Source organism: Chelatococcus sambhunathii (assembly GCF_001418005.1).
GTDB classification, from domain to species: domain Bacteria; phylum Pseudomonadota; class Alphaproteobacteria; order Rhizobiales; family Beijerinckiaceae; genus Chelatococcus_A; species Chelatococcus_A sambhunathii.
Window position 1 is genome coordinate 110,934 of sequence record NZ_LIOL01000010.1, and the last position, 15,283, is coordinate 126,216.

Below are 15,283 nucleotides of genomic sequence, written 5' to 3' on the forward strand. Positions count from 1 at the left end.
ATTCTACCGTCCGAGATAAACTTCGATGACGCGCTCGTTGGCCGAGACCGCGTCGATGGAGCCTTCGGCCAGCACGGAGCCCTCGTGCAGGACGGTGACCTTGCAGCCGAGGTCGCGGACGAAGGCCATGTCGTGCTCGACGACGACGACCGAATGCTCGTGGGCGATCTCCTTGAGCAGATGCGCCGTCTCGGCCGTCTCCGCGTCGGTCATGCCGGCGACGGGCTCGTCGACGAGCAGGAGCTTCGGGTCCTGCGCCAGCAGCATGCCGATCTCGAGCCACTGCTTCTGGCCGTGCGAGAGATCGGCCGCGAGGCGCGTGCGATGCTCGGTGAGGCGCACGGTCGACAGAATGGCGTCGATGCGCTCCTCGGCGATGCGGTTGCGGGCGCCGAAGAGGGCCGAGAAGGGCGAGCGCGCGCCGGCGAGCGCCAAGCGGATGTTGTCGGCCACCGTGTGGCTCTCGAACACCGTCGGCTTCTGGAACTTGCGGCCGATGCCGAGCGCCGCGATCTCGGCCTCGTCGAGCATGGTGAGGTCGATCATGCCGCCGAAGAAGACCTCGCCCTCGTCGGGTCGTGTCTTGCCCGTGATGATGTCCATCATCGTCGTCTTGCCGGCGCCGTTGGGGCCGATGATGGCGCGCATCTCGCCCGGCGCTATGGCGAGCGAGAGCTTGTTGATGGCGCGGAAGCCGTCGAAGGTGACGGAGACGCCGTCGAGATAGAGCACGGTGTTGGTGAGGGTGGGGCTGGTCATCGCTTCACTCCGCCGCCTCGGCCGCGATCCCGGCGGTCTTTGCCGTGGCCGTCGCCTTGCGCTTCTCCCGCCGCTCGGCGAGCGTGCCGACGATGCCCTTCGGCAGGTAGAGCGTGACCACGATGAAGAGCGCACCAAGGGCGAAGAGCCACAGCTCCGGCAGAGCGCCGGTCAGCCAGGATTTCGCCATGTTGACGACGACGGCGCCGAGGGCCGCGCCGACGAGCGTGCCGCGGCCGCCGACGGCGACCCACACCACCGCCTCGATGGAATTGGCGGGCGAGAACTCGCTCGGGTTGATGATGCCGACCTGCGGCACATAAAGTGCGCCGGCCACGCCCGCCATCATGGCCGAGACGGTGAAGGCGACGAGCTTGTAGTGCTCTACCCGGTAGCCGAGGAAACGCGTGCGGGATTCAGCGTCGCGGATGGCGATGAGCACCTTCCCGTAGGTGGAGGTGACCATGTAGCGCGCCACGCCATAGCCGAGAGCGAGTGCGATGACCGTCGCGACGAAGAGCGCAAGCCGCGTGCCCTGCGCCTGCACGGAAAAGCCGAGGATATCCTTGAAATCGGTGAGGCCGTTGTTGCCGCCGAGCCCCATGTCGTTGCGGAAGAAGGCGAGCATCAGGGCGAAAGTCATCGCCTGGGTGATGATGGAGAGATAGACGCCCGTGACGCGGGAGCGGAAGGCGAGCCAGCCGAAGACGAGGGCGAGGAGGCCCGGCACGGCGAGCACCATCAGGGCCGCGAAGGGGAAGATGTCGAAGCCCGACCAGTACCACGGCAGTTCCTGCCAGTTGAGGAAGACCATGAAGTCCGGCAGCACGGGGTGGCCGTAGACGCCGCGCGGGCCGATCTGGCGCATGAGATACATGCCCATGGCGTAGCCGCCGAGGGCGAAGAAGGCGCCGTGGCCGAGCGAGAGGATGCCGCAGTAGCCCCAGACGAGGTCGAGCGCCAGGGCGAGCAGCGCGTAGGAGAGATACTTGCCGAGGAGCGAGACCGCATAGGTCGGCACGTGCAGCGGCGATGTCTCCGGCAAGAAGAGGTTCGACAGCGGCACGAGGACGGCGAGGGCGGCGAGGACACCGAGGAAGATGGCGCCCTTGCCGTCGAGCATCGCAAGGAGGATGGGGCGTCGCGTCATGCTTCCACCGCCCGTCCCCTGAGGGCGAAGAGCCCGCGCGGGCGCTTCTGGATGAAGAGGATGAGGAAGACGAGGAGCAGGATCTTGCCGAGCACGGCGCCGGCGAAGGGCTCGAGGAACTTGTTGGCGATGCCGAGGGTGAGCGCCGAGACGAGCGTGCCCCACAGGTTGCCGACGCCGCCGAAGACGACGACCATGAAGCTGTCAACGATATAGCTCTGGCCGAGGTTGGGCGAGACGTTGTCGATCTGCGACAGGGCCACCCCGGCTACCCCGGCGATGCCCGAGCCCAACGCAAAGGCCATGGTGTCGACCCATGATGTGCGGATACCCATCGAGGCGGCCATGCGCCGGTTCTGCGTCACGGCGCGGATCTTGAGGCCGAAAGAGGTGGCCTTCAGCGCGACGATGAGGGCCGAGAAGACGGCGAAGCTGAAGACGATGATCCAGAGCCGGCCGTAGGTGATGGTGAGGCCGCCGAGGTCGAAGGCGCCGGCCATGTAGGAGGGGGCGCCCACCTCGCGGTTCGTCGGCCCGAAGAGGGAGCGCACCGTCTGTTGGAGAATGAGGCTGACGCCCCAGGTGGCGAGCAGCGTCTCCAGTGGGCGGCCGTAGAGATGGCGGATGATGCCGCGCTCGATCGCCACGCCGACGAGCGCGGCGACGAGGAAGGCCATGGGGATGGCGAGCGGCAGCGTCCAGTCGAACAGGCCGGGGGCGTGGGTGCGCGCCAGCTCCTGGATCACGAAGGTGGTGTAGGCGCCGATCATCACCATCTCGCCGTGGGCCATGTTGATGATGCCCATGACGCCGAAGGTGATGGCGAGGCCGATGGCGGCGAGCAGCAGCACGGAGCCGAGCGACAGGCCGTACCAGACATTTTGCAGCATCGACAGCACGGCAAGCCGCCGCTCGACGGCGGTGATGGCGCCTTCCGCAGCCTCGCGCACCGTCGGCGATCCCTGCGCGGCGGCAGCGCGCAGGAGCGCGAGCGCATCCTGGTCGGCCCGTGTGGCGAGGATGTCGACGGCCTCGATCTTCTGAAGGTCCGAGGCTCCGGCATCGCCGAGCAGGATGGCGGCGCGGGCCTCGCCCATCAGGCGCCGGATGCCGGCGACCTCCTCGCGGGCGATGGCCTCGTCGAGCGTTGCGAGGGCAGTGGCATCGCGCGAGCGGAAGACTGCTTCGGCCGCCTGGCGGCGGGCGGCGGCGTCGGGCGCCATCAGTGTCAGGGCGCCGAGCGCGGCCTCGACGGCGCGGCGGATGCGGTTGTTGAGGCGCACGGCCTTGGGCGAGGGAGGCGCTTCGGCAAGGGCTTCCCCCGTCGCCGCCTCCGACCAGCTGCCGTTCGCGCCTTCGATGACCACGCGCTTGTCGGCGGCGACCGCGAGGCGGCCGTCGCGCAGTGCCTCAATGATGGCTTGCGTGCGGGCATCGCCCGAACGGGCGAGGAGAGCGACGCCCTTCTCAATGTCGGGGAAGCGGCCGCTGGCGATGAGGAGGAGCGCGTCCCCGGTATCGGCCGGTGCCGCGCAGACCGGCGCGGCAAAAAGGCCGCAGGCGAGCGCAAGGATGAGGCAGAGGAGGCGTGACATCGCGCGTCTTTCGGGAGAATGACCGGCGGCCTGGATGCCGCCGGCCTGGTGCGTCGGGCGCCTACTGGGCGACTGGGCCCTGGCCGCCGCACTTGCCGGTCTTGACGTTGAAGTTGCCGCAGGAGAGCGGGGCGCGCCAATCGGCGATGAGGTCCTTCGACCCGTCGAGATAGTCCGACCACTCGTCGCCGACGACGAGGCCCGGCGTCTGCGAGACGACGGAGAATTGGCCGTCCTCCTGGATCTCACCGATGAGCACCGGCTTGGTGATGTGGTGGTTCGGCATCATCGTGGAATAGCCGCCCGAGAGATTGGGCACCGAGACGCCGATGAGCGCGTCGATGACGGCGTCGGGATCGGTCGAGCCGGCCTTCTCCACCGCCTTCACCCACATGCTGAAGCCGATGACATGCGCCTCCATCGGGTCGTTTGTGACGCGCTTGTCATTCCTGGTGAAGGCCTTCCACTTGGCGATGAAATCGTTGTTCTCGGCCGTGTCGACGGACTGGAAGTAGTTCCAGGCCGCGAGATGGCCGACGAGCGGTTTGGTATCGATGCCGGCAAGCTCCTCCTCGCCAACCGAGAAGGCGACGACCGGGATGTCGGTGGCCTTGATGCCCTGGTTGGCAAGTTCCTTGTAGAAGGGCACGTTGGCGTCGCCGTTGATGGTGGAGACGACCGCCGTCTTCTTGCCGGCGGAACCGAACTTCTTGATGTCGGCGACGCGGGTCTGCCAGTCGGAATGGCCGAAGGGCGTGTAGTTGACGGAGATGTCCTCGTCCTTGACACCCTTGGCCTTGAGATAGGCCTCGAGGATCTTGTTGGTCGTGCGCGGGTAGACGTAGTCCGTGCCCTCCAGCACCCAGCGCTCGACGCCCTCGTTTTCCATCAGGTAGTCGACGGCGGGGATGGCCTGCTGGTTGGGCGCGGCGCCCGTGTAGAAGATGTTGCGGGAGGATTCCTCGCCCTCGTACTGGACGGGGTAGAAGAGGATGCCGTTCAACTCCTCGAAGACGGGCAGGACGGATTTGCGCGACACGGAGGTCCAGCAGCCGAAGGTGGCGGCCACCTTGTCCTTGGTGAGGAGTTCGCGCGCCTTCTCGGCGAACAGCGGCCAGTTGGAGGCTGGGTCGACGACGACGGCTTCGAGTTTCTTGCCGAGGAGGCCGCCTTTCTTGTTCTGCTCCTCGATGAGCATCAGCATCACGTCCTTCAATGTCGTCTCGCTGATGGCCATCGTGCCCGAGAGCGAATGCAGGATGCCGACCTTGATGACGTCCTGAGCGCTGGCGCCTGCGGCCGGCAACGCGATTGTCGCCGCCGTCGCGAGCGTTGCGAGTATCTTCTGGAAACGATTTCGCATTGTCGTTGCTCCACCCCCGGATGATTGTTGCCTCGGGAGGGCAGCAAGCCCCGTGCCAGCCGCGCCGGCGGCGCGCAGGCTGCAGGCGGGGCCCGATCGACAAACGCGCTGATGATTTTTTGGGCAGAGCGATGCCCGTTTGCTGCGCGCCCGTGCGTCCGGCAGTTGCAGCAACCGGGGTGTGGGCATCTTTCCTGCGCGGGGGGAGGTGGCGCATCCTTCTCCGGTGCTCAGTGAAAATCGCGCGACTTGGGCAGGATGCGCACGTTGCGCGGATGGCCCGCGGAGCGCGGATGTTGTGGATGGGCGGATTCGTCGGCGCGCGACAGCGTCGTGCGCGCCTCGTGCGCCTGCGACAGCGCGGCAAGGTCCTGCGAGCGGTCGTCCACCGCCTCGGCCATGAGGTGGACGACGCCCTCCGGGCTCTTCTGCACCCGCCCGGCAACAAGGGCGAGCCGCGCGCTCATGACCTGCCGGCGGAAGCGCTCGAAGCGCCGCGTCCACAGGACGACGTTGGTGATGCCCGTCTCGTCCTCCAGCGTCATGAAGATGGCGTTGCCCTTGCCGGGGCGCTGGCGCACCAGCACGACGCCGGCGACCTTGGCGAAAGCGCCGTCCGGCAGGGCCGCGATCTCGGCCGTGGTCCTGACGCCCTTGCGCCGGAAGCCCTCGCGCAGGAAGGCCATGGGGTGAGCCTTCAGCGACAGGTGCAGCATCTGGTAATCGGCCACCACATGTTCCGACAGCGGCATGGCCGGCAGGGCGGCATCGGTTTCGTCCGCCAGTTCGCGTGCCGCGGCGGCGGCGAAGAGCGGCAGGGGCGCGTCGTCGGGCAGGCGGCGCACGGCCCACAGGGCCTCCCGCCGGTCGAGCCCGATGGAGCGGAAGGCATCGGCATCGGCGAGGATCTTCAGGGCTCGCTGCGGCAGGCGGGCGCGCTTCCACAGAGCTTCGACGCTGTCGTAGCCGACCCCGCGCGCGGCCAGGAGCGCCTTCGACCAGTCCGCGCTGAAACCGTCCACTTGGCGAAACCCCAACCGCAGAGCGAGCGCGCCGTCCGGGCGTTTCTCGAGCGTGTTGTCGTGGACGCTTGCGTTGATGTCGACGTTGCGCACCTCGACACCGTGTTCGCGCGCATCGCGTACGATCTGCGCCGGGGCATAGAAGCCCATGGGCTGGGAATTGAGCAAAGCGCAGGCGAAGACGGCCGGGTGGTGGCATTTGATCCAGGCCGAGATGTAGACGAGCTTGGCGAAGGAGGCGGCGTGGCTCTCGGGAAAGCCGTATTCGCCGAAGCCCTTGATCTGGTTGAAGCAGCGCTCGGCGAAGGCGCGCTCGTAGCCGCGCGCCACCATGCCCTCGACCATCTTCTTCTCGAAGGTATGGATGGTGCCGACATGGCGGAAGGTGGCCATGGCGCGGCGCAGGCCGTTCGCCTCTTCGGGCGTGAAGCCGGCCGCCACCATGGCGATCTTCATGGCCTGCTCCTGAAAGAGGGGCACGCCGAGGGTGCGGCCGAGCACCTGTCTCAGTTCGTCCGGCGGGCCATGTTCTGGCGAGGGAGCGGGATAGGTGACCTCCTCCTCGCCGTTCCGCCGGCGCAGGTAGGGATGCACCATGTCGCCCTGGATGGGGCCGGGGCGCACGATGGCGACCTGGATGACGAGGTCGTAGAATTTCCTCGGCTTGAGGCGCGGCAGCATGTTGATCTGCGCCCGGCTCTCCACCTGGAAGACGCCGATGGAATCGCCCTTGCAGAGCATGTCGTAGACGGCGGGATCCTCCCTCGGCACGGCGGCGAGATCGAGGTCGAGGCCGCAGTGGCTGCGCAGGAGATCGAAGGCCTTGCGGATGCAGGTGAGCATGCCGAGGCCGAGCACGTCGACCTTCATGAGGCGGACGGCGTCGATGTCGTCCTTATCCCACTCAATGAAGGTGCGCTCGTCCATGGCGGCATTGCCGATAGGCACCGTCTCGTCGAGACGGGAGCGCATCAGCACGAAGCCGCCGACATGCTGGGAGAGATGGCGGGGAAAGCCGAGGAGTTGCGTCGCAAGGTCGACCGCGCGGCGGATCACCGGGTTCTTCGGGTCGAGCCCAGCCTCGCGGATGTGCTTGTCGGCAATGGGCGCGCCCCAGCTCCCCCAGACCGTGCCGGCGAGGCGGGCGGTCACGTCCTCCGTCAGGCCGAGCGCCTTGCCCACCTCGCGGATGGCGCTGCGCGGGCGGTAGCTGATGACGGTGGCGGCGATGCCGGCGTGGTCGCGGCCGTAGCGCTCGTAGATGTGCTGGATCACCTCCTCGCGCCGCTCGTGCTCGAAGTCGACGTCGATGTCCGGTGGCTCGCGCCGCTCGCTGGAGATGAAGCGGGCGAAGAGGAGGTCGTTATCCTCCGGGTCGACGGCGGTGATGCCGAGCACGTAGCAAACGGCGGAATTAGCGGCCGAGCCGCGCCCCTGGCAGAGGATGCCATGATCCTCCGCATAGCGCACGATGTCGCGGATGGTGAGGAAGTAGCGCGCATAATCGAGTTCGGCGATGAGGGCGAGTTCCTCCCGCAGGAGCTTCTCCACCTTCTGCGATATCCCCTGCGGATAACGCAAGGCGGCGCAGCGCCAGGTCAGCTCCTCGAGCCAGTCCTGTGGGGTCCTGCCGGGCGGCACCGGCTCCTCCGGATAGTCGTATTTCAGTTCGGAGAGCGAAAAGTCGATACGGTCGAGGACCTGCAGCGTTTCGCCGATCGCCTCAGGCGCATCGCGGAAGAGCCGCGCCATCTCCTGCGGGGGCTTCAGGTGCCGCTCGGCATTGGCGGCCAGGAGGCGCCCGGCCGTGTGGATGGTGACGCCCTCGCGGATGCAGGTCAGCACGTCCTGCAGCGGACGCTGGGCGGGTTCGTGATAGAGCACGTCGTTGACGGCGAGGAGCGGCACATCGGCCCGGGCCGCGATCGCTTTCAGCCCGGCGAGGTCGCGCCGGTCGCTGCCGCCATGGGCCATGGCGGCAGCGAGCCAGGTGGCGCCCGGAGCGGCTTCCTTCAGTTCGCGGAGGATGTCGAGGGACATGCCCTCGGGCTGGCCGGGCATGACGATGAGGAGGAGGTTCCGCGCATCGGCCACGAGATCGGCGCGGGTGAGGATGCACTCGCCCTTGTCCGCTTTCAGCTTGCCCATGGTGAGGAGGCGGCACAGGCGCCCCCAGCCGGTGCGGTTCACCGGATAGGCGAGGATGTCGGGCGTGTCGTCGGCGAAGACGAGGCGGGCACCGACGACGACCCTGAAGGGAGGCAGCGTCTTGCCCTGTTCCTGCAGAAGCGTCCTGATCTCCTCGAGCGCCGAATGGGCCCGCACCACGCCGGCGACCGTGTTACGGTCGGCGATGCCGATGCCGGCAAGGCCGAGGAGGAGCGCCTGCTTGACGAGGTCCCCGGCCTTGGAGCCGCCGCGCAGGAAGGAGAAATTGGTGGTGACAGCAAGCTCGGCATAGGCTGCCGCCGGCATTGGGGCATGAGCGCTCATGCGAAGATCCCGTGCAGGAACCAGCGCGGGGCGGGCGCTTCGCCGAAGAGGCCCTGGCGGAAGACCCAGAAGCGCCGTCCCCTCGCATCCTCGACGCGGTAGTAGTCGCGCGTCGGCTCCTCACCCGCCTCGTCGCGCCACCATTCGGGCGCGATCCGCTCCGGTCCCTCGGCGCGGGCGATCTCGTGCAGCACGCGCCGCCAGCGGAAGCGCAGCGGCGGCCCGTCCGGCACCTCGGCGAGCGCCTCGATGGGCTGTGGCGGATCGAAGAGATGGACCGGCCGCGCCGGGGGATCGGCCGGCCGCTCGACGGGCCAGCCGCAAGGTGGCGCCGTCCCGTCGTCGTCGAGAGCCGCCGGCACCATGCGCACGGCCCTTTCGGGAATATGCGTGTCGACGAAGGCCGGGCGGAGGACGGCCGCGGCGCCGAAGCGGGCACCGAGCCGATCGACGAGGGCGGCGACCTCCTCGTCCTCGACCGTTCGCCCGTCGAGGCTGACCTGGCTCTCGCCGAGCGGCTCGCAGGCCGTGACGGCAAGGCGCAGCAGGTCGAAGCCGAAGCCGGGGTCGAGGGGATCGGCGAGCGCCGCGAGCCGCTCCCGGAACAGGCGCATGACGACGGCCGCGTCGCGCGCCGGCCGGCCGGTGGCGACCGCAAGGCGCGTGACCCGCCCGTCGGCGCGGAAGAAGGCGGCCTCGAAGCGCCGTCCGCCCTCGCCGCGCTCCGCGAGGATGCGGCCGGCGCGGTGGGCGAGCCCGGCGAGGGCGGCGTCGATGTCCTCCTCGCGGGCCACGGGCTCGGCGAAGCGCCGCTCGACGAGGCAGGGTGGCAGCGGCCGGCGCGGCGAGATGCCGATGTCCTCCTGGCCCAGGATGCGCGCGAGACGGACCGGCAGGTCCGCGCCGAAGCGGGTGGCAAGCGGCGCGCGCGGGCGCTCCGCCAGGTCGCCCACGGTCTTCAGCCCCGCCCGGGTGAGGGCGAGCAGTACTTCCGGCGAGACGCCGAGCGCGGCCGCCGGCAGCGGCCGCACCGCCATCTCCTCCTCGCCGGGCGGGACGATGTCGTGCCGCCCGAGCGCCTTGCGGCCGAAGCGGGCGAGCGCCGCTGCCGCCTGGGGCGTGCCGGCGACGCTGCCCCGCACGGTCAGTCCACCGCGGGCGAGGCCCTGCATCACCGTCCGGCGCAGGCCGGCCTCGCCGGCGAAGAGATGGACGCAGCCGGTGATGTCGAGCACGAGGCCGTCGGGCTCCTCGACGGTGACGAGCGGCGTATAGCGGTCGCACCAGTCGGCGAGGCGGGCGAGCAGGGCGGCATCGGCCGCGCGGTCCATGTCCACCGCGACGAGATGGGGAATGCGGGCGCGCGCATCAGCCAGGGTGAGGCCGGGGGTGAGGCCGAGCAAGAACCCCTGCCGGTCGACGGCGGCAAGGCGCAGCGCGCTCGAGACCTTCTCGACGAGGACGAGCGGCGCCTCAGCCTGTGCGGGCGAGGGGGGCGAGGTCCGGCGCTGCCGGTCGGCCGGCAGGAAGGGGAACCACAGGGCGAGATAGCGGCGCGGGCTCGCGGAAGAGACGGTGCTCACGGTGCCACTCCAGGCGCCAGCGGCGGCCCTCAAGGCCGGCGCGATGGCGCAGCAAGGTGATGTCGAAGGCGGGATGGCCGGGGGCGTTGGCGGCCAGCGGCCGGGACGGGGCGGCGGCGGCCGACCAGCGTGTCGCCGCCGCGCTCGGCCGGGGCGTCGCCGCGATGCGCAGCAGAAGGGCGGGAACACCGGATTGCTCGGCCGCGAGCGCGAGGCGGCGGCTCGCCGTCAGGTCGAGGGATTTCGGGTCGCCCCACGGCTCGATGACGACGGCGCCGAGCGCCGGGCAGCGCAAGGCCTCCGCCCCCGCCTGCAGCACGCAGGTGGCATCGGGCCCCGTCACCACGACGAGCAGGCCCGGGTCGAGCCCGAGGGCGGCAAGGCCCGGCGCGTGAAGCGCGCCGGTTTCCGCCACGGAAAAACCCTGCCGCACCCAGACCACGCGGCGGTCATCCGCCGCGGCTCGCGCCGCAAGGGCGGCGGCAAGACCGGCAGCGGCGCCGGCATCCGCCTCCTCGTGCGCGAAGATCTCGTGCACCGCGGCCCGGAGGAAGCCGCCGCCCAGCAGCCCATCCACGGCCGGCGCCCCGCATGTGAAGCGCCGGCCTGTTTCGGAAGCCGCCGGTTCGATCGCGGCAATGCTCCGCCGCAGCGCCTGCAATGTATCCTGCACCGCGCTCATGATTTTTGTTCCTGTTTCGTTCTATAACGACTCAGGAGAACGCGAGAGTCAATGCCGGGCCCGCGAGCGCCGTCAGTGGACAGCCGGCATGAGCGGCCGTACCTGGCGGCGGCCGTTCATGCCGCCGCCAGCAGATGTCCGATGGCGAAAGGGAAATGAGAGTGGGGATGCTCTTCAGCGGAAGAGGGAATCGACGTCGTCCTGCGACACGACGTTCATGTCGCCGGCGAGCGGCGGCCCGTTGAGCAAGGCCTCGTCGCCCTTCTCCTCCTCTTCCTCCACCTCGGCCTCGGCAAGGCTCGAGAGGCTGTCCGGCCCGCCCCAGATTTCCATCATGCTGGCGACACGCTCCTCGATGAACTTGAGCGTGCCGACCACCTTGCCGATGCGCTGGCCGGTGAGATCCTGGAAGTTGCAGGCCTCGAAGATGCGGATAACCTGCTCGTAGATGTGGTTGGCGAGTTCCTGCTGCTCGCCCGTGAGCTGCTCCATCAGCACGCCTGTGGCGTCGTTGATGGCCTCCGCCGAGGAGAGGATCGTCTCCGTGGCGCTCTCGGTGTCCGAGACGACGGCGTCGAGCTCGTCTGTCACGCGGCTCTTCTGCTCGCCGCGCAGACCCTTGGCATGAAGTGTCGCGAGCTCCAGCTTCGTCCTCTGGATGCTGCGCTGGATGGCGTCGACATCCTGCCAAAAGGCGCCACCTTCCGAGATCTGACCGATTCGCTCGTCGCGGCTGTTGATGGCTTCGACCAGAGTGCGCAACTCGGCGAGCTGCTGCGTGATCTGTTCGAGCTGCGCCGACACCGCCGGGCTCCCCATGAGTGTGTCGCCGAAACCGGTCTCGACCATGGATTCGATGCGAAACGGCCGATGGCCCGCAGTCATCGGCACCTCCCTTTTTAAGGATTGGTCAATTCAGGGCGTTACTATACGTGCTCGGCTTCAACCAAGGCAAACGGTCCGGCTTCCGTCATGCAAGCTTCGTGCAAGTTTTCTGCAAGAGTCTCCGCGCAGCGAAATGCGCCCCTGTCAACAAAGTGCAAAGCGGTGGAGTGAACTATGGCGCTTGATCTTTCGATGCCGATCCTCGTGGTCGACGATTATAAGACCATGGTTCGCATCATCCGCAACCTGTTGAAACAGCTCGGCTTTCAGGATGTCGACGAGGCGGCCGACGGCACCGAGGCCTTCGCCAAGATGAAGGAGCGCGACTATGGTCTCGTCATCAGCGACTGGAACATGGAGCCGATGACTGGCTACGAACTGCTCAAGCAGGTCCGCGCCGACGAGAAGCTCGCCCACACGCCCTTCATCATGGTGACCGCCGAGGCGAAGTCCGAGAACGTCGTCGCTGCCAAGAAGGCCGGCGTCAACAACTACATCATCAAGCCGTTCAATGCGCAGACACTGAAAGGCAAGATCGAGGCGGTCTTCGCTGAGCAGTAATCCTCTGCGCATTCGTTCGAATGGGCCTGTGGCGCACGCCCTGCCGGGGGCAGGGCGTGCCACTTTGTATTTTAAGCGTGTAAATCCGATGGTTTCTGCTGGTCCGAGACGGTCTGGCAGGCTGCTGCCGGTCCGGCTTGTCTTGCCTGGCAGCAACTTTTAATATCAGAGACTTGTAGATGGGCGCGGCTCGACTTCGAGCGGATGCCCTCGACGATTGGGGGGCGGAAGTTGCGTCGTCCTGCGGCGTCTCGTTCCTGCTGGGCCTCCTCCTGCCGGGGGCCGGAATGAATTCCGAGAACAGCATCGCTCAGCGCCTCCGGGCGGCCCGGCGCCGCGCGGGCTTTGCCAGTGCGGCTGCGGCGGCGCGGGCCTTCGGCTGGAGTGAGGTGACCTACCGCGCCCATGAGAACGGCTTGCGCGGCATTCGGTCTGCCGTTGCCGAGCATTATGCGGCGCGTCTCAACGTCAGTCTCGCCTGGCTCCTGACCGGGGAGGGCCGACATCCCCGGCGACACCATCTCGACATCGCCGGGGAGGTCGGCGACGGCGGCAGCGTCCGGCCCCGGCTGAGGGCGGGGCCGCCGCGTGCGGTTTTCAGCGTCGAGACGCCCGTCGCCATGTCGCCACAGGCCATAGGCTTCCGGATCGCCGGGACGGCGCTGCAGCCGCGCTACGATCCCGGCGACATCGTTGTCTGTGACCGAACGGGGGATAGTCCGCGTAACCTCATCGGTCGGGAAGCCGTCGTGATCACCAGCCAGGGCCGCGGCTACCTGCGCATCGTGCGCAAGGTCATGCGCTCGGGCCTCGTCGATCTGCAGTCCGGCGACGGGCATGTGACGCGCGCCGTCCACGTCGCCTGGAGCGCGGCAGTCACATCGGTGGTGCGCTCCCGCCGGGGGTGACGGCTGGCCGCGATGCTGCCGCGCGCCCATGACACCCTGCCGGGACGTTCCCGCATCGCTGATGTCCCGCGCGTTCTCCACCGCACTCCAGGGCTCAAGTCATCGGGTCGGCTGAAGGCTGATGAGATGGCCGTTTCAAGCGCTTTTCGCGCGCTGGTGGCATGGCGCTGCCGTTAAAATTTTAGCGATAATTGTAGCGGACCGATGCAAAAATGACTCAGTGCAGCACATGCATTCCAAATCGATACAAAACGTATTGACCCTTAACGGATGATTAATAATTCTTGAATTGCTGATTCGCTGTTGGCGCGGCCGTTTCAGGTGTCGTCGTCAAGGCTTCAGGATCGCTGCGGCGTGTTGGGTGTCGTCGACGGATGATCGGTCGCTCCATGTGACGGCATCTTCCGTGCTCAGGCTTGTCCGGGCATTGCCTGTCGCTGTCGGCGGTCGAGTGCGGGGTGGAGTGCGTATTCCTCTCTCACGAGAGGGGAGATATGGAGCTGATATCTACAGAACGATAAAATCGCAGATATTATAATTGTGTAATGACCAAACGATATATGTCGCCTTATCAAGGTAAATCAGTGCTGCGTGCCTGATCTTGATTGATCGGGTGTGGCGTGATGACTGATTTTTCGAACGGGCTGGGGGGTCAGGCTGTGTATATCGTTGTTGACGAAAGGCAACTTGTCACATCCGGCTATGTGGCAAGCTTCGGGCGCGAGGGCGTGCCGTCCATGGGCTTCTACTCGGGCGAGTTCCGGGAATGGCTGGAGACGGCATCGACCGTGGATCTCAATGCGGTGCAGGGGTTCGTGCTCGGCGACTTTGCCGACCGCTCGAGCTATCCCGAGCTCATCCGCAACCACAGCCGTGCGCCGATCATCGCGTTGAGCGAGACGCGCTCGCTGGAACAGACGCTCGAGCTCTTTACCGCCGGGATCGACGACGTGGTTCGCAAGCCGGTCCACGTAAAGGAAATCCTGGCGAGGGCAGAGGCCGTGTGGCGGCGCGTGAACAGCGCCGAAGAGAAGACCACGATTGGCCGGCTCAAGGTCTTTTACGACGGCCGCGATCCGGAGATCGACGGCGAGGCGGTGACGTTGCCTCGCCGCGAACGTCACATCCTGCAATATCTGGTGCGCGCACGCGGCCGGCGCGTCAGCAAGATGCAGCTGTTCAACGCCATTTACGGTCTTTACAACGAGGCGGTGGAAGAGAGCGTGGTCGAAGGCCACGTCAGCAAGCTGCGCAAGAAGCTGCGCGAGCGGCTCGGCTACGACCCGATCGAGGCCAAGCGCTATATGGGCTACATGTTCGTCGACCGCGGCTGAGCTGCCGCACGCCCTTATCCCCTTGAAGGCGCTTCCTCGCCGGCCGGCGAGGAAGCGCTTCTATTTTTGGCGTGCACGCATGGCAACAAACCGGTAATATTTGTAAGCTAAGGTGGAAAACATAGCGGATTGAGGCGGTCCTAGCTTGCGCCTCAAAGGCATGATGCCGCTCCGCTATGCCGGTTCAAATCCGGCATGTCCCTTTCAAACAATCCACATCTCAATGTGAAGGGACGAAAGCATGTCCAGCTTGCTGACCAATGCCTCGGCGATGACTGCTCTGCAGACGCTGACGGCCACCAACAAGAACATGACCGCGACGCAGACTCGCATCTCGACGGGCATGCGCGTGTCGACGGCGTCGGACAACGCCGCCTACTGGTCGATCGCCACCACCATGAAGTCCGACAACGCCGCCCTCTCGGCCGTGAAGGACGCCATCGGTCTCGGCGCCGCGACCATCGATACGATGTACACCGCGCTCGACACGACGAAGGAAATCGTCACCGAGATCAAGAAGAAGCTCGTCGCTGCCCGTGACGCCGGCGTCGACCGCGCCAAGGTGCAGACCGAGATCACCGACCTGCAGAACCAGCTCAAGACCTCGGCCTCGTCGGCGGTGTTCAACGGCGAGAACTGGCTCGACGTCGACTCGAGCGCGACCGCCTACAACGCGACCCGCGCCGTCGTCGCCTCGTTCTCGCGGGCCGGCGGTGCCGTGACGATCGACAAGATCGACATCGACATTTCCAAGATGCACCTGTTCGATGCGAACGGTCAGGTCGGCCTCTACGACGAGGCGCTTGAGGATGATACCGGCACTGCCTACACGTTCACTGCCGTGACCCAGCGTACGGGCACTGCCGGCGCGAAGATTTCGGTCTTCACCTTCGACATCAGTGGCGTGACGAACGCTGCTGCGGACCTCACGGAGCTTGAGAACGTCAC

At 67.1% G+C, this 15,283-nt stretch carries 12 protein-coding genes; 4 read left to right on the forward strand and 8 right to left on the reverse strand.

The window, feature by feature from the left end:
• Nucleotides 1-3: 3 nt before the first annotated feature.
• The 8 genes from urtD to ASC46_RS17105 form a co-directional block, all read right to left on the reverse strand.
• Nucleotides 4-759, reverse strand: coding sequence for an urea ABC transporter ATP-binding protein UrtD (gene urtD / locus ASC46_RS17070; protein ID WP_055460498.1), 756 nt, complete (start codon nucleotides 757-759; stop codon nucleotides 4-6).
• 4 nt (nucleotides 760-763) lie between these two features.
• Entirely contained in the window at nucleotides 764-1,909 is a 1,146-nt protein-coding gene (urtC, locus tag ASC46_RS17075; RefSeq protein WP_055460499.1) for an urea ABC transporter permease subunit UrtC, read from the reverse strand.
• On the reverse strand, nucleotides 1,906-3,504 hold the full coding sequence (gene urtB / locus ASC46_RS17080; RefSeq protein ID WP_055460500.1) for an urea ABC transporter permease subunit UrtB: 1,599 nt from the start codon (nucleotides 3,502-3,504) through the stop codon (nucleotides 1,906-1,908). Before urtB ends, urtC begins: the two co-directional genes overlap by 4 nt.
• Nucleotides 3,505-3,565: 61 nt before the next feature.
• Nucleotides 3,566-4,867, reverse strand: a complete 1,302-nt coding sequence (gene urtA, locus ASC46_RS17085) for an urea ABC transporter substrate-binding protein (RefSeq protein WP_055460501.1) — start codon at nucleotides 4,865-4,867, stop codon at nucleotides 3,566-3,568.
• 230 nt (nucleotides 4,868-5,097) lie between these two features.
• Complete coding sequence (locus tag ASC46_RS17090; RefSeq protein ID WP_072249543.1) at nucleotides 5,098-8,382, reverse strand: error-prone DNA polymerase; 3,285 nt, start codon at nucleotides 8,380-8,382, stop codon at nucleotides 5,098-5,100.
• A complete protein-coding gene (locus ASC46_RS17095) occupies nucleotides 8,379-9,965 on the reverse strand; it encodes a Y-family DNA polymerase (protein WP_245280604.1) in 1,587 nt (528 codons plus the stop codon). Before ASC46_RS17095 ends, ASC46_RS17090 begins: the two co-directional genes overlap by 4 nt.
• Nucleotides 9,856-10,647, reverse strand: coding sequence for an ImuA family protein (locus ASC46_RS17100; protein ID WP_055460503.1), 792 nt, complete (start codon nucleotides 10,645-10,647; stop codon nucleotides 9,856-9,858). The genes ASC46_RS17095 and ASC46_RS17100 overlap by 110 nt, the downstream gene beginning before the upstream one ends.
• A gap of 174 nt (nucleotides 10,648-10,821) precedes the next feature.
• Entirely contained in the window at nucleotides 10,822-11,532 is a 711-nt protein-coding gene (locus ASC46_RS17105; RefSeq protein WP_082464887.1) for a protein phosphatase CheZ, read from the reverse strand.
• 174 nt (nucleotides 11,533-11,706) lie between these two features.
• Here ASC46_RS17105 and ASC46_RS17110 point away from each other — a divergent pair, with 174 nt between their 5' ends.
• From ASC46_RS17110 to ASC46_RS17125, 4 genes are all read left to right on the forward strand, one after another.
• Nucleotides 11,707-12,093 (forward strand): response regulator, encoded by a 387-nt coding sequence (locus tag ASC46_RS17110; RefSeq protein WP_055460505.1) that lies wholly within the window; start codon nucleotides 11,707-11,709, stop codon nucleotides 12,091-12,093.
• 287 nt (nucleotides 12,094-12,380) lie between these two features.
• Nucleotides 12,381-13,001: an XRE family transcriptional regulator gene (locus ASC46_RS17115; RefSeq protein WP_141659705.1), complete on the forward strand. Its 621-nt coding sequence runs from the start codon at nucleotides 12,381-12,383 to the stop codon at nucleotides 12,999-13,001.
• A 659-nt stretch (nucleotides 13,002-13,660) separates the two neighbouring features.
• A complete protein-coding gene (locus ASC46_RS17120) occupies nucleotides 13,661-14,335 on the forward strand; it encodes a response regulator transcription factor (protein ID WP_055460507.1) in 675 nt (224 codons plus the stop codon).
• Nucleotides 14,336-14,576: 241 nt separating this feature from the next.
• Nucleotides 14,577-15,283, forward strand: a 707-nt coding sequence (locus ASC46_RS17125; RefSeq protein WP_055460508.1) for a flagellin N-terminal helical domain-containing protein, incomplete at its 3' end; no start/stop codon positions are given.

Coding starts and splice junctions, on each gene's coding strand:
- urtD (WP_055460498.1), bottom strand. CDS start 759: ATGACCAGCCCCACCCTCACCAACACCGTGCTCTATCTCGACGGCGTC.
- urtC (WP_055460499.1), bottom strand. CDS start 1,909: ATGACGCGACGCCCCATCCTCCTTGCGATGCTCGACGGCAAGGGCGCC.
- urtB (WP_055460500.1), bottom strand. CDS start 3,504: ATGTCACGCCTCCTCTGCCTCATCCTTGCGCTCGCCTGCGGCCTTTTT.
- urtA (WP_055460501.1), bottom strand. CDS start 4,867: ATGCGAAATCGTTTCCAGAAGATACTCGCAACGCTCGCGACGGCGGCG.
- ASC46_RS17090 (WP_072249543.1), bottom strand. CDS start 8,382: ATGAGCGCTCATGCCCCAATGCCGGCGGCAGCCTATGCCGAGCTTGCT.
- ASC46_RS17100 (WP_055460503.1), bottom strand. CDS start 10,647: ATGAGCGCGGTGCAGGATACATTGCAGGCGCTGCGGCGGAGCATTGCC.
- ASC46_RS17105 (WP_082464887.1), bottom strand. CDS start 11,532: ATGACTGCGGGCCATCGGCCGTTTCGCATCGAATCCATGGTCGAGACC.
- ASC46_RS17110 (WP_055460505.1), top strand. CDS start 11,707: ATGGCGCTTGATCTTTCGATGCCGATCCTCGTGGTCGACGATTATAAG.
- ASC46_RS17115 (WP_141659705.1), top strand. CDS start 12,381: ATGAATTCCGAGAACAGCATCGCTCAGCGCCTCCGGGCGGCCCGGCGC.